The 12,712-nt window shown below is 69.9% G+C and carries 12 protein-coding genes; 1 reads left to right on the top strand and 11 read right to left on the bottom strand.

Features of this window, described 5'->3' with window-relative positions; genetic code table 11:
• Positions 1 to 76: 76 nt before the first annotated feature.
• From AX721_RS26315 to AX721_RS26290, 6 genes are all read right to left on the bottom strand, one after another.
• On the bottom strand, positions 77 to 307 hold the full coding sequence (locus AX721_RS26315) for a hypothetical protein (RefSeq protein WP_068878918.1): 231 nt from the start codon (positions 305 to 307) through the stop codon (positions 77 to 79).
• Between the two features lie 220 nt (positions 308 to 527).
• Positions 528 to 2,756 (bottom strand): class I SAM-dependent methyltransferase, encoded by a 2,229-nt coding sequence (locus tag AX721_RS26310; RefSeq protein WP_231754765.1) that lies wholly within the window; start codon positions 2,754 to 2,756, stop codon positions 528 to 530.
• Positions 2,757 to 2,792: 36 nt separating this feature from the next.
• The gene (locus tag AX721_RS26305; RefSeq protein WP_197422727.1) at positions 2,793 to 3,671 is read right to left on the bottom strand and encodes a cation transporter; all 879 of its coding nucleotides are present in this window, start codon (positions 3,669 to 3,671) and stop codon (positions 2,793 to 2,795) included.
• Positions 3,672 to 3,942: 271 nt separating this feature from the next.
• Positions 3,943 to 4,581 carry an MAPEG family protein gene (locus AX721_RS26300; RefSeq protein WP_231733235.1) on the bottom strand — a complete coding sequence of 213 codons (639 nt, stop codon included), beginning with the start codon at positions 4,579 to 4,581 and terminating at the stop codon, positions 3,943 to 3,945.
• Positions 4,582 to 4,749, bottom strand: coding sequence for a hypothetical protein (locus AX721_RS27670; RefSeq protein ID WP_156467395.1), 168 nt, complete (start codon positions 4,747 to 4,749; stop codon positions 4,582 to 4,584).
• Positions 4,750 to 4,869: 120 nt separating this feature from the next.
• A complete protein-coding gene (locus AX721_RS26290) occupies positions 4,870 to 6,231 on the bottom strand; it encodes a phenylacetate--CoA ligase family protein (protein ID WP_068878914.1) in 1,362 nt (453 codons plus the stop codon).
• Positions 6,232 to 6,365: 134 nt separating this feature from the next.
• Between AX721_RS26290 and AX721_RS26285 the strand changes: the two genes are divergently transcribed.
• Entirely contained in the window at positions 6,366 to 8,294 is a 1,929-nt protein-coding gene (locus tag AX721_RS26285) for an FTR1 family protein (RefSeq protein ID WP_068878913.1), read from the top strand.
• Here AX721_RS26285 and AX721_RS26280 read toward each other — a convergent pair.
• The 5 genes from AX721_RS26280 to lspA form a co-directional block, all read right to left on the bottom strand.
• Positions 8,291 to 10,336 (bottom strand): NAD(+) synthase, encoded by a 2,046-nt coding sequence (locus AX721_RS26280; protein ID WP_068878912.1) that lies wholly within the window; start codon positions 10,334 to 10,336, stop codon positions 8,291 to 8,293. The two genes, AX721_RS26285 and AX721_RS26280, sit on opposite strands and share 4 nt — an antisense overlap.
• A gap of 108 nt (positions 10,337 to 10,444) precedes the next feature.
• Positions 10,445 to 10,798, bottom strand: a complete 354-nt coding sequence (locus AX721_RS26275) for a DUF3703 domain-containing protein (protein ID WP_082765424.1) — start codon at positions 10,796 to 10,798, stop codon at positions 10,445 to 10,447.
• Positions 10,795 to 11,448, bottom strand: coding sequence for a class I SAM-dependent methyltransferase (locus AX721_RS26270; protein ID WP_068878910.1), 654 nt, complete (start codon positions 11,446 to 11,448; stop codon positions 10,795 to 10,797). The genes AX721_RS26275 and AX721_RS26270 overlap by 4 nt, the downstream gene beginning before the upstream one ends.
• A gap of 47 nt (positions 11,449 to 11,495) precedes the next feature.
• On the bottom strand, positions 11,496 to 12,227 hold the full coding sequence (locus tag AX721_RS26265) for an AraC family transcriptional regulator (RefSeq protein WP_068878909.1): 732 nt from the start codon (positions 12,225 to 12,227) through the stop codon (positions 11,496 to 11,498).
• Positions 12,214 to 12,711 (bottom strand): signal peptidase II, encoded by a 498-nt coding sequence (gene lspA, locus AX721_RS26260; protein ID WP_068878908.1) that lies wholly within the window; start codon positions 12,709 to 12,711, stop codon positions 12,214 to 12,216. Before lspA ends, AX721_RS26265 begins: the two co-directional genes overlap by 14 nt.
• Between the last annotated feature and the right edge of the window lies 1 nt (position 12,712).

Below are 12,712 nucleotides of genomic sequence, written 5' to 3'. Positions count from 1 at the left end.
GGCAGTACGTATGAATGCTAGGCCCGGGCTCCAAGCTGCAGGGAGAAAGGAGGCGAGCGGCCCTTCTCGGTCTAGGTTATGCGGGCACGCCCCTTCCGCCCGAACTCACGTGCCTGCGTCCCCACGCATAGTAGCCGAGCGCCAAGGCGATCAGGGCGTTCAGCGGGCCACCCGCCATGTGCCAGGCCGGCGTGAACGTCAGGCCGAACAGCGTGATGGCCGTGCCCGAGGTCCACAGGTACGCGTGGAACGCGGCGTGAAAGGCTTCAAAGCCGCTGAAGAACTTGGCGATTTCCTTCCAGTTCATGTTGCACCTCCTGGCTCGGTTCTCAGCATTCGGCGCCGCCGAATCCCAAGCGTGCCCCATCGCGGACGAAGAGCTTGATCCGCGTGATGGTTCCATTCTGAAGGGCCGCCCGCAGACCTCTGGAGGCATTTTCGGTCTCAGGCCGCAACCGTCGGTGACTTCCGGAGGATTGTCAGAACCATCGCGAACCTACCTCGCGCGCGAGCTCCTGCTGGTCGGATCAATCTCTCCGCAGCCAGAACCGATAGGTCTCACCGAAGGTCTCGGGATGGCGTTGCTCGAACGCGTGCCAGTCGCGCAGCGACCGCAAGCTCGAGGCGGCCGGGTACTCGCCGCGGAACCGCTGAAGGTCGGCGCCGTGGCGCGGCTCCATCCCCAGGAAGGTGAGGCCCAGGCGGGAGATCATCTCGTCGATCTGCAGCAGGCCGAACCGATGCTCCTGCACGTGGAACAGTAGGTCGCGGCAGTCGGACGTTGTCCAAAAGTCCGACACCGGGCTCAGGAGGCCCCGAAGGTCCGGCGCAAGGTCGCTCTCGGTCATGATCTCGCGCCGTAACTGGCGAACGCCGGAGGCGTCGGGGGCGTAGCCGCGGGCGGCGATCCGCCCGCGGGCGGCGACCACGCCGGCCCGGCCGAGCTCACTGTAGAGGCCAAGGCGCATCAACCCGCCCCTCTTCAGAACCGTGCGCAACTCGGCGAGCCCGCGCTCCGGATCGGCCATGTGGTGAACGACCCCGAAACTCTCGATGAGGTCAAACTCCTCGCCGAGCCGCGCAACGTCGAGAATGTCTCCATGCACGAGCTGCACATTTTCGACGCCGTACTCCGCGAGCTTGCGCGCGCCGTAGGCCAGACTCGCGCGGCTCAAGTCCAACGCGACGACGGACGCACCTCGGTAAGCGGTCACGACCCGCATTGTCTCCAGCCCGGTGCCGCAGCCGGCGACCAGCACGCGCGGCGACGCCACAGTTGGCGGCTCGCGAGATGGAAGATGCGGCAGCGCGGCGGCGACGACATCGCGGAGAGCGGCCGGCTCCCCCTGGCCGCAGCGGGTCCAGCGCGGATAGGGGTTTTCCTCGTACTGGGCTTGCACAGCTCGGGAGGTCCGGTCCTGCACCGGCCGCAGGCTTCGCAGGCCCGCGGCCAGCTCGCGCTCAGCTCGCGGCTCCTCGATCTGCTGGCGCAACACCGCTTGCAGCGACGCCGGCGGATCCGCCGGAAGGTTCGCCGCCCCGAGCGCCTGGTCGAGGCGCATGTAGCAGCCGATGAGGGCCACGGCGCCCCAGCGCCGTTCGTCGTCATCGCGCTGCGCAAGAGCGGCCCGAAGCGCCTCAAGCGCAGCCTGCTCCGCTGGGGTGACGAAGTAGACGTATTCGTTGAGCCAGCACTGCTGCGCTAGGGCGCAGATCAGGTCGAGGTCTTCGGTGGCCGATTCCGACGGGGCCTCCGCGGCCTGTAGAAGCACGTCCCGGCGCAGGCTGGTGAGGAGCTGCTCCACCGCCACATCGGGGATCGGGGCTGCGACCATCAGGGTCTGGAAGACCCGGTCCGCCAGCAAGGCTACGGCACTCGCCCTTCGCTCGGCGATGATGCCGTCGACGCCAGCGGGGTCTGCGGCGATCGCGTCGAGCAATCCCGCGAACGCCGGATTGCGCTTGAGGACGACCAGAGCCGCGGTGGCGAGTCCGCGGGGATTGACGTCGGGCCGGGCGAAGAGCGCCAGCAGCGTGTCCCGGAACGCCGCGCCCTCCGGCGCGACCTTGCTGTCGCGCAAACCGCGCGCCAGGAGGCGCCAGTAGTCCGGAACTTCGGGCGCCAGCCGGACCGCCTCGTCGAACGCCGCGAGCGCCTCGGGCCGGTGGCCCAGGTCGAGCAGCACGACGCCGAGCTGCGAACAGGCGGCCGCACGGCCGGGTTGCCCGAGGAGCGCGTCGCGGGCGTCGCCGAGGAAGCGCGCCGCCGATTCCAGGTCACCCGCCTTCCGAGCCACGACGCCTAGGCCCATCAGGGCCGTCGGCAACCCTGGCCGGAGCGCGAGGGCGCGGCGATAGGCCGCTTCGGCCTCGTCGGACCGCCCGAGCGCGCGGCAGGCGTCCCCGGCGTGGGCGTGGGCCTCGGCGAAATCCGGCTTCAGCTGGATCGCATGCCGGAAGGCGCGTAGGGCCGCCGCCGCATTGCCGCTCCGGCGAAGCGCCTCGGCCAGGTTGAACGCGATGAACGGATTGCGCGGCTGGCCGCGCGCGGCCCGTTCCAGAAACGGGATCGCCTCCTGATGGCGGCCGGTGTTCATGGCGGCGCCGCCGAGCACGTTCAGCGCCGAGGGGTCCGCGGGTTGGCGGGCCAGAACCTGGCGCGCCAGTGCTTCGGCCTCCGCCCAGCGGCCGGCGTTGAACGCCTCTACGGCGCGGCGCAAAACCGCGAGCTGGGCGGCATCGGCGCCGATCCTCAAGGGCGACATCCGCGGCATGCTGGATTCGGAACCCGCCTAGGGCCGCGGTGCGAGCACGCCATCGGCGCCCGCCTCGCGAAGGTCGCTCCGCGCATGACGGATGATCGACCAGGCCGACTGCAGAAAGAGGCCGGCGATCACGAAGGCCACGACCAGGTCCGGCCAGGGCGTGCGGGTCCACGCGACCAGGCCCGCGGCGATCACCACCGCGAGGTTGCCGAGCGCGTCGTTGCGCGAGAACAGCCAGACCGCGCGGGCGTTGGCGTCGCCGGCGCGATGCCGCATCAGCACCAGGGCGGCGACCACGTTCACCACGAGGGCGATGGCGCCGAACAGCCCCATCGTCTCGGCGTTGGGTTCGTTGAGCACGAGGACGCGATAGGCCGTCCCGAGCAGTACGCCGACGCCAAGAACGGCCAGGAACACGCCCTGGATCAGGGCGGCGCGGGCGCGCCAGGCGAGGCCCCAGCCGATCGCCAGCAGTCCCAGGAAGGTGATAAGGCCGTCGCCGAAGAAATCGAGCGCATCGGCCTGCAGGGCCTGGGACTGGCCGGCGAGGCCGGCGCCGATCTCGATGATGCCGTAGCCGACGTTCAGCAGGACCACGATCCAGAGCGCCCGCCGGTAGGCCGGGTCACGGCGGATGGCGTCCCTCGCCTCGTCGGCCTCCCCCGGCGCGGCGGCGTCGACCCGCTCGAGGTGATAGCCGAGGGCTTGTACGGCGCGCTCGACGTCTGGAAGGCGGCGTTCGCGGTCGTCGACGTGCAGCGTCATTAGCTCCGAGGCGATGGAGACCCGGACGTCACCGACGCCCTCGAGCTTGCGGACGCCGGCCTCGATCTTGGCGGCGCAGTCGCCGCAATCCATCCCGGTGACCCGGTACTGGGCGCGCTCGCTGGCAGGGCCGTCTGTCATGGCGGAACCATCCTCATCCCTGCACCCTAGCTCCTCTAGCCACTTGAGGATCAAGCCCAAAACGGGGCAGGGCCGAGACAGGCTCCCAGTCAGCGGCCCGCGATCCTCAGGGCGCCGGCGGCGAGGAGCCCGAAGATGATGGGCGCGCCGGTCAGGGCCATGCCAAAGGCCGGGCCGCACGCGCCACACGACCATAGCCCAACGCAAAGGTGGCCCGACCAGCGAGGCAGGGCGCCACCAATCCCAGGCCTCTCGGCGGAACTCGTTCGAGCTAGATCACGCCACGGAGCAGGCCGTCGACCATGTCGTAGATGACCCAGGCGAAGGCGCCCATGATCGGCAACGCCGTCGTCACGACGCCGAACGCTCTGCCAGGCGAACCACGAGGGTAGCCGCGCCAGAAGGTGATGCGCCCGACCGCGAACAAAACCACCATTCCCACGATGAAGGCGAGCGGGGCCTCGCCCTTGACGGTGGCGAGCGCAAGGGCGGCAAACGCGGCCAGCACCGCGTGCTCGAGCGTGTTCTGCAGGAAGGCCAGCGGAACTCTGAGCCGCTCGCTCGGCGGGCCGTAGGCAGAGCCCGCGGTGTCGTGCGCCGACTTGCGCCGGAGCCTCCCGACGGTCCCGACGCCGATCAGGACCCAGAGCATGATCAGCAGGCTCGCCCGAGCGGCGAAAGCCAGCCGGTCGCCCATCTCGACCGGAAATTCAAACTGCCGCGGCAGCCACCAGAGGGCCGCGGCGAGAACGGGCGCGCAAAACACGAAAGACAGGGCAGCCTGACGGCGGACGCGGGCAATCTCGGCAGCCAGATCTTTCGGGATCGGGGGCTTGTTCATCGCGCTCTCCACCAACGTCGTTGATTGGCCGGGTTCGCGGCGCCGATGTCCGCCGCCGTCGCCAGCCATTCAGCGACCTCTCGCCAGGCGACGCGCCGAGCCGTCGAGGACGAAGCCTATTCCGGCGAGCGCGGCGATGATCCCGTCAAACGCGAAGTGTTCCGGACCGATACCCAGGAAGGAACGGCCCGACAGGTCGACCAGACCCGAAAGCCCCGCTTCGATCAGCGCCCACACCAGCAGGACGCGACCGATGATGACGGACCAGTTTCGTGAGCCGCCAAGCGCCCGGTCGGGATTACCGACTGCATGATTTTGACTTGGCATTACAGGTTCCTTTCGGTTGCCGTCGCGTCGTCACAGTGAGAGTGGAATGACCTCCCGGAATTTCCCGCCGCGACCCTGCTCCGGCGGCTCGCCGCCGCGCTCGACGGCGACGTGTTGGAGCCCATGCACGGCGAGCATGTTGCGCAGGCCGGCCTCGGCCTCGCGCCAGACGGTGTCCGCATTCGCTGTCGGCGCGATTTGCAGACGCAATTCCAATCTTTCCGGCTCGGACTGCGCGATCTGAAAGAGCGTGACTCCGCTGACGCCCTCGACGGGCTGGCTCAGCGCCAGCGGGGGCAGCCGGACATCGCCGCCCGCAGTCCGGAACGTGAGAACGTCCGCGGAGCGACCCTGAACGCGGATCGCGGGCAAGGGGTTGCCGCACGGGCACGGGCCCGGCCGCTGCAGGACGCTGTCGCCCAGATCGTAGCGCAGGATCGGCTGCACACGATTGGCCAGATTGCTGATCAGGACCGTGTGCGACGGCTCGCCGGGCGCGACCGGCCGATAGTCGGCATCGACCGGCTCGAACGCCACCCAGTCGGCGTTGGCGTGCAGCCAACCTTCGCTGCACATGTAGCTGAGGAACATGCACTCCGAGGCGGCGTAGCTGTTGCCGACCTTGGCGCCGAACACGCGCGCTATCCGGCCGTACTCCGGCTGCGGCAGACCTTCGGCCGCGAGGACCAGCAGCACGGGATCGATGTGGAGCCGCCCGGCTTCCTGTTCGTCGGCCAGCATGGCCGCCATGCTGGCGTAGGGCGTAAGCAGTGCCGGCTGGAAGCGGTTCAGCCGCTCGACAAGCTCCGCCATCGGCATGTGCGCGGAGAGCACCTCGACGCGGTTTCCGCGCTGCTTCTTCAGGCGCGCCGCGGCGACGGCCGACGCGAAGTGGCCGCCCGTCGCCATGACCATCGCCAATCGGCCGCGGCGGGCGATGATCTTGAGGATGTCGCTCGGGCTGAGCCAATCACCCATCCAGCGGAGCATCATGGCCGTCACGACCGCCATCGTGCGATCGTCGGTCAGGAATATCCCGCGGCGGCCGGTCGTGCCTGAGGTGGTCGCCAGCGTGTACTTGCCGAGGAACCGCTCACCAATCCGCCCGGGATCGTCGACGACCGCCTCTGCGGCTTCCAGCGTCACGGCGCGGTCGGTGCACCAGTCGTCGAAGCGCGCCATGAGCCTCTTCTTGTCGGTGACGGGAAGCTGCTCGGCGCTTTCAACCCGATCCGGCAGGTCACGATATAGCTCACCGTAGTACGGCGAGTTGACGCGCGCGTGGGCGACGATGTCCGCGACACGGGCGCGCTGGCGTCCGGCGATAGCCTCGGGGCCGTCGCACCACGTCCGGCGCGAGTCCAGGATGACCCGAAGAAGGTTCTCGGTCATGCGCGTCTCCGAACCAGACTCTACAACCTCAAGCCACTTGAGGATCAAGTCGCCCTGCGAGACTGCGCTTGCTCCTCAAGTGGCTAGAGGGTCTAAGCTGCTGCAAACCAGTCGCAATTGCAGCAGAGTCCCTGATGCCGCCCGTCGTCCGCCTTCTCGCCGTGCTCGTCGCCCTGACGGCTGCTGCGCTGCCGCTCCGCGCCGTGGCGCAAGACACGCCGCCCGCCCAGGTCGCTTGGCGCCTGCTCGACTACATCGCCGTCGATTACCCCGGCGCGGTCCAGGGCGGGCGGGTCGTGAGCCCGGCGGAATATGCGGAGATGCAGGAGTTCTCCAGGACCGTGCGCACGCGCCTGGCGGCGCTTCCGGAGACGCCGGCGCGCGCCGGCCTGGTGCAGGCGGCCGACGCCCTGGCGGCGGACATCGAACGCAAGGCGCCGCCGGAGACGGTCGCCGCCCGCGCCCGCAATCTGGCCGGCGCGGTGCTGGCGGCCTATCCGACGCCGCTCGCTCCGGCCAAGGCGCCCGACCTGGCGACGGGCGCGCGGCTCTATGCCGAGCAGTGCGCGAGCTGCCATGGCGCGAGCGGCCGCGCCGACGGCCCCGGCGCCAAGGGTCTCGATCCTGCGCCCGTCGCCTTCGCCGACGCCGAGCGGGCGCGCGAGCGCAGCCTCTTCGGGCTGTACCAGGTGATCGGCCAAGGCCTGGACGGCACCGCGATGGCGAGCTTCAGTCATCTGACCGAGGACGAGCGCTGGGCGCTGGCCTTCTACGCCGGCGGCTTCGCGTTCGACGCGCAGGCCGCCCAAGCCGGCGAGCGACTCTGGACCGCCGACCCGAACCTGCGGGCGCGGTTCCCCAACCTTCAGGCGGTGACCCAGGCGACGCCGGCGGCGCTGGCCGCCGAGCTCGGCGAACCGCGCGCCACCCAGCTGGTTGCCTACCTGCGGCGCCACCCCGAGGCTGTGAACGCCTCGCCGGCCGGCAGCCTCGACATCGCGCGCGCCAAGCTGCAGCAGAGCCTCGCGGCCTATCGCGCCGGCGACCAACCCCGGGCGGAGGAGCTGGCCCTCTCCGCCTACCTCGATGGCTTCGAGCCGGTGGAGCCCGCGCTGCGCGCGCGGGATGGGGCCCTGATGGCCCGGGTCGAGTCCGCCATGGGCGAGCTGCGCGCCAGCCTTTCCGCACGGGCCCCGGCGGTCGAGGTGGAGGCGAAGGTCACCCAGCTCAGCACCCTGCTGGGCCTTGCAGAACAGGCATTGGCGCCGGATCGGGCCAGCGCCGCCTCGAGCTTCGCCGGCGCCTTCGCCATCCTCCTGCGCGAAGGCCTGGAGGCGCTGTTGATCGTGGTGGCCATGGTCGCCTTCCTCGGGAAGGCCGAGCGCCGCGACGTGCTGCCGTATGTCCACGCCGGCTGGCTTGCCGCCCTGGCGGCGGGCGCCGCCACCTGGGCGGCGGCCACCTACCTGATCTCGATCAGCGGAGCGAGCCGCGAACTGATGGAAGGCTTCGGATCGCTGGTCTCGGCCGCGGTGCTGATCTCGGTGGGCGTCTGGATGCACGGCAAGTCGCACGCGGAGGCCTGGCAGCGCTACATCAAGGAGAAGCTCTCGGCGGCCCTGTCCAAGGGGTCGGCCTGGTTCTTGTTCGGGCTGGCCTTCGTGGTGGTCTACCGCGAGGTGTTCGAGACGATCCTGTTCTTCGCGGCCCTCTGGAGCCAGGGCGGCCACGCCGCCCTGCTGGCCGGCGCCGGGGCGGCGATCCTGGTGCTCATCGTCCTGGCGCGGCTGCTCCTGACCTACAGCCGCCGGCTGCCGATCTCGCAGTTCTTCGCCTACAGTTCCATCCTCATCGCCGTCCTCGCCGTGGTGCTGGCCGGCAAGGGGGTCGCGGGCCTGCAGGAGGCCGGCCTGCTAGATATCCGCCCGCTTCAGGCCCTGCCGCGCATCGAGATCCTGGGCGTCTTCCCGACCTGGGAGGGCCTCTGGGCGCAGCTCGCGACCATCCTCCTCCTCGTGATCGGCTTCCGCATCGCCGGGCGCAAGGCGGGCCCGGTCGTCTAAGGGACGTTCGTCTCGAGTTCGTCCAGCCACACCGTGGCCGTGCCATCGGAGGGCGCCCGCCAGTCGCCGCGCGGCGACAGCGCCCCGCCGGAGATCACCTTCGGCCCGTTCGGCATGGCCGAACGCTTGAACTGGCTGATCTCGCAGAAGCGGAAGAGGAACACCCTCAGCCACTGCTTGACGGTCGCCAGGTCGTACTGGTGGCGGGCCTCAGGCGGAAAGTGCTCCGGCCACGACCCCTGATCGACATCGCGCCAGGCGTGCCAGCCCAGGAACGCCACCTTGGTGGGCCGCAGCCCATAGCGCGTGATGTGGAAGAGGTTGAAGTCCTGCAGCTCATAGGGCCCGACCTTGGCCTGGGTGCTCTGTATCGCCCCGCTCGCGTCGGCGGGCACCAGCTCGGGCGAGATCTCGGTGTCCAGGATGGACAGCAGCGTGGCGGAGGGACCCTCGTCGAACTGCTTGGTCTTCACCACCCAGCGGATCATGTGTTGGATCAGGGTCTTCGCGAGCGAACCGTTGACGTTGTAGTGGCTCATCTGATCACCGACGCCGTAGGTCTGCCACCCCAGCGCCAGCTCCGAGAGGTCGCCCGTGCCCAGCACCAGGCCGCCCCGCTGGTTGGCCAGCCGGAACAGGTAGTCGGTGCGCAGGCCGGCCTGCACATTCTCGAAGGTGACGTCGTACTCGGGCTCGCCCTTCGCGAACGGATGGCCGATGCCCTCCAGCATCACCTTCGCCGCCGGCCGGATGTCGATCTCCTCGCCGGCCACGCCCAGGCCACGCATGAGCGCCCAGGCGTTGGACTTGGTCCCTTCGCTGGTCGCGAAGCCCGGCAGCGTGAAACCCAGGATGTCGGAGCGCGGCTTGCCCAACGCGTCGAACGCCTTGGCCGCGACGATGAGGGCGTGGGTGGAGTCGAGCCCGCCCGAGACGCCGATCACGATGTGCTTGGACTTCGTCGCCTGCAGGCGCTTCACCAGCCCCTGAACTTGGATGTTGAACGTCTCGTAGCAGTCCTTGTCGAGCCGCGCCGGATCGTCCGGCACGAACGGAAAGCGATCCAGCGGCCGGATCAGGCCCACGTCATCCCAGTGCGGCTGGTGGACGAACCGCACCCGACGAAAGTCCTTTTCCGGGTGGCCGGCGGCCGCCGCGGCGTTGTTGAACGTGGGCGTCCGCATGCGATCCAACTGCAGCCGCTCGACGTCCACGTCGGCGACCGCCATCTGCGACCCCGCCGGGAACCGCTCCGTCTCGGCGAGGCGCCGGCCGAGTTCGTGGATGGTCGCCTGGCCATCCCAGGCGAGGTCGGTCGTGCTCTCGCCCGGCCCCGCGGCGGAGTAGAGATAGGCCGCCTGGCAGCGCATGGATTGGGAGGCGCACAGCAACTCACGCTCGTCCGCCTTGCCGACGACAATGTTCGACGCCGAGAGGTTGCAGAGGATGAGGGCGCCGGCCAGGGCGGCCCGGCTTGACGGCGGGGTGGCCGCCCAGAAGTCCTCGCAGAGCTCCATATGGAAGGCGAAGCCCGGCAGATCCTCGGCCTCGAAGATCAAATCGGTCCCGAACGGCGCGGCCTGGCCGGCGACGTGGATCTCGAGCCCGGTCACGCCCGCGCCGGGCGCGAACCAGCGGTTCTCGTAGAACTCCCGGTAGTTGGGCAGGAAGCTCTTCGGCACGACGCCGAGGATCCGTCCGCGCGAGATCGCGACGGCGCAGTTGTAGAGGCGACCGTTGCGCGCGAGCGGCGCGCCGACGATGAGCGCCGGCGACATCGCCGCCGAGGCCACGGCCAGGTCCGCGAGGGCCCGATCCACGCCCTGCAGCAGCGCGTCCTGCAGCAGGAGGTCGTCGATGGCGTAGGCGGACAGGCCGAGTTCCGGAAACAACATCAGGTCGACCTTCCGGTCGTGCCCCTGCCGCGCCAACTCCAGGGTCGCCTCCAAGTTGGCGAAGGGTTCGGCGACCGCCACCCGCGGCGTGCAGACGGCCACGCGCACGAAACCCTGCCGATGGATCGAATAGAAGTTCGCCGTCACGGTCCGCCGCTCCTGAGGTTCATCGCCAACAAGACGCCTCAGCGAGACGCCTCAGCGAGACAATTGGTTGCGCCTCGGTGCGGGCCGCCGGGGAACCTCCGTGACCGCCTACGGCTCGGCGACCAGGTGGCGGAGGTCCTGCGGCGGGGCCATCGCCTTGAGCGCCGGGACCCGGGCGCGCCCGGTGTTGCCATGCGGCAGCAGCTGCAGCCACGAGAGCACCCCGCCCATCGCAAGGCGCAGGACCTGGCCGCAAACCTCGGTCCAGTCGCGTTGCGCGAGGCCGACGCGGAACATCATCCAGTGGCTCCAGGTATGTGGACCCGCCCAGGGCTGGCCGAGCACATGGGCGCGCTCAAGATGGTCCATGGCGACGTCGTATCGGCCCTCGCCGAAGGCTTCGCGCGCACGGCGCGCCTCGGTCTGGAAGCCTTCCCAGCGTTCGGACGTCCCACCCATCATCCCTTCTCCGCCGTGTAGATCGAGATCGAACCGGTCGGTGTGGGGATGACGCGCCCTTCTTCGACCCGTTGGAAGCCGGCGGCTTCGATCAAGCCAGGAAGCACACCCCGTGCATTCGGCTCGGTGTTCGCGAAGCCGTCGAGCATCTGCACTTGCCGGAACAGGAGACGCATGAAGGGAGAGCGTTGTCGTCCGTAGTCCGCGACGATCAGCCGGCCTCCATCCCCCAGGACCGCCGCGGCAGCCGCGAGGATCGAATTCTTCACCGCCATCGGGCATTGGTGGAAGACGAGGCTCGAGGCGACCTTGTCGGCCCGCGCGCCGAGCCCGGCGAGTTCGTCGCCGAAGGCGCGCCGCCACTCCACGTCCGCGCCGGCGGCCGAGGCCTTGGCCCTCGCGATGGCCAGAACGTTCTCGTCCGGGTCGACGCCGATGACCCGCGCCGAAGGACAAGCCTGCTTCAGCATGATCGCGAAGGTTCCCGTGCCGCAGCCCACGTCGAGGATCGTTTCGCCGGGCCTGGGCGCGACCAGCGCGAGCAGTTCGGCGCGCCAGCGCCGCTCCCGGGTCATCAGGGCGATCATCCGGTCGTAGGCGCCGGTCAGCTCATGTCGGCCGAGGGCGGGCGTGAAGTCGGTGCTCTGGGTCATGTCGCTGATGTAAGCCTGCCTGCCCGAGGCGCGCTTGAACGTAGCGGCTATCCGGCCCCTCCGAGTTGCGAGGCGCTGATCCCGAACATCGCGCGGATCGTCCGGGCGAGATGGGCGCTGTCGGCGAAACCGGCGCCGTGCGCCGCTGTCGTGGCGTCGCAGCCTTCGCCTCGCAGGGCGACGGCCCGCTGCAAGCGCTTCCACAGGAGATAGCGGCGGAACGGGACACCCACCGCCTCCACGAACACATGCCGGAAGCGGTCAGGCGACAAGCCGGCCGCCGCGGCGGCGGCCGCCAGCCGGACCGGACCGTTCGGCAGCTCCGCCTCCAGCTGCGCCAGGGCCCGCCGCAGGGTCGGGCTCGGCCCTTCGCGCGCGCCCGGGACGCCGCGCGGCCGGCTCCAGAACCGTCGCCGAGGCTCGTCTGACTCCAGCCGGATCGCGTCAGGATCGTCAGCCGGGACGCGCGCCAGGACCTCGGCGGCGTCGCCTTGGAGGGCGGCGGGTTCGAAAAAGATGATCTCGACGTTGCTGGCCCGGTCAAGTCGATGGGCCACGAGCGGATCGATCAGCACCACCCGGCCCCTGACGACACCGCCGTCCGACCGATGAAGGCCGACCGGCTGGGCCGCGAGCACGGCCTGTGCCGCGAGATGGCGATGCAGGGTGTTGTCCCCGGCTGCGCCCTGCCAGCGAGCCCAGCCGTCACCGACCGTGAGTTCGCCGCGCCAGGCAGCCAGCGCGCGGTTCGCCCTGCCGAGCCTGTCAACGCCGGTCATGCGAGGCCGAGGCTCGAGCGCCGGAACTCTCGTCGCCGCGCCGGAAGCCGAGCATCATGAGCACGACGCCCGCGGTAATGGCCGTATCGGCGAGGTTGAACGTCGGAAAATGCGCCTCACCCAGGTGGAGGTCGAGGAAGTCCGTCACGACGCCGACGCGCACACGGTCGAGGAGGTTACCGAGGGCGCCGCCGAGGATCAGGGCCAGCGCCGCAGCCGTCAGGGCGTTGGCTTCCCGGAAAAGCCAGGCGAGCAGCCAAACGGCGACGAGGCCGGTCACGGCCACGAGGGCCCACCGGGCCCAGGCGCTCTCGCCGGCGAAGAGGCCGAAGCTGACGCCGCTGTTGAAGCCCAGCCGCAGATCGAAGAACGGCGCCAGCTCGACCGACGCGGACGCCAGGGTGGCCCGCGCGAGCCCCTTGGTCGCCTGATCCACCGCCACGACACCGAGCACGATCGCCACTCCGAGACTGCGACGCGCCATG

Source organism: Phenylobacterium sp. CCH9-H3, assembly GCF_001557235.1.
GTDB lineage: Bacteria > Pseudomonadota > Alphaproteobacteria > Caulobacterales > Caulobacteraceae > Phenylobacterium.
This window is presented reverse-complemented; position numbering and strand designations above follow the sequence as displayed.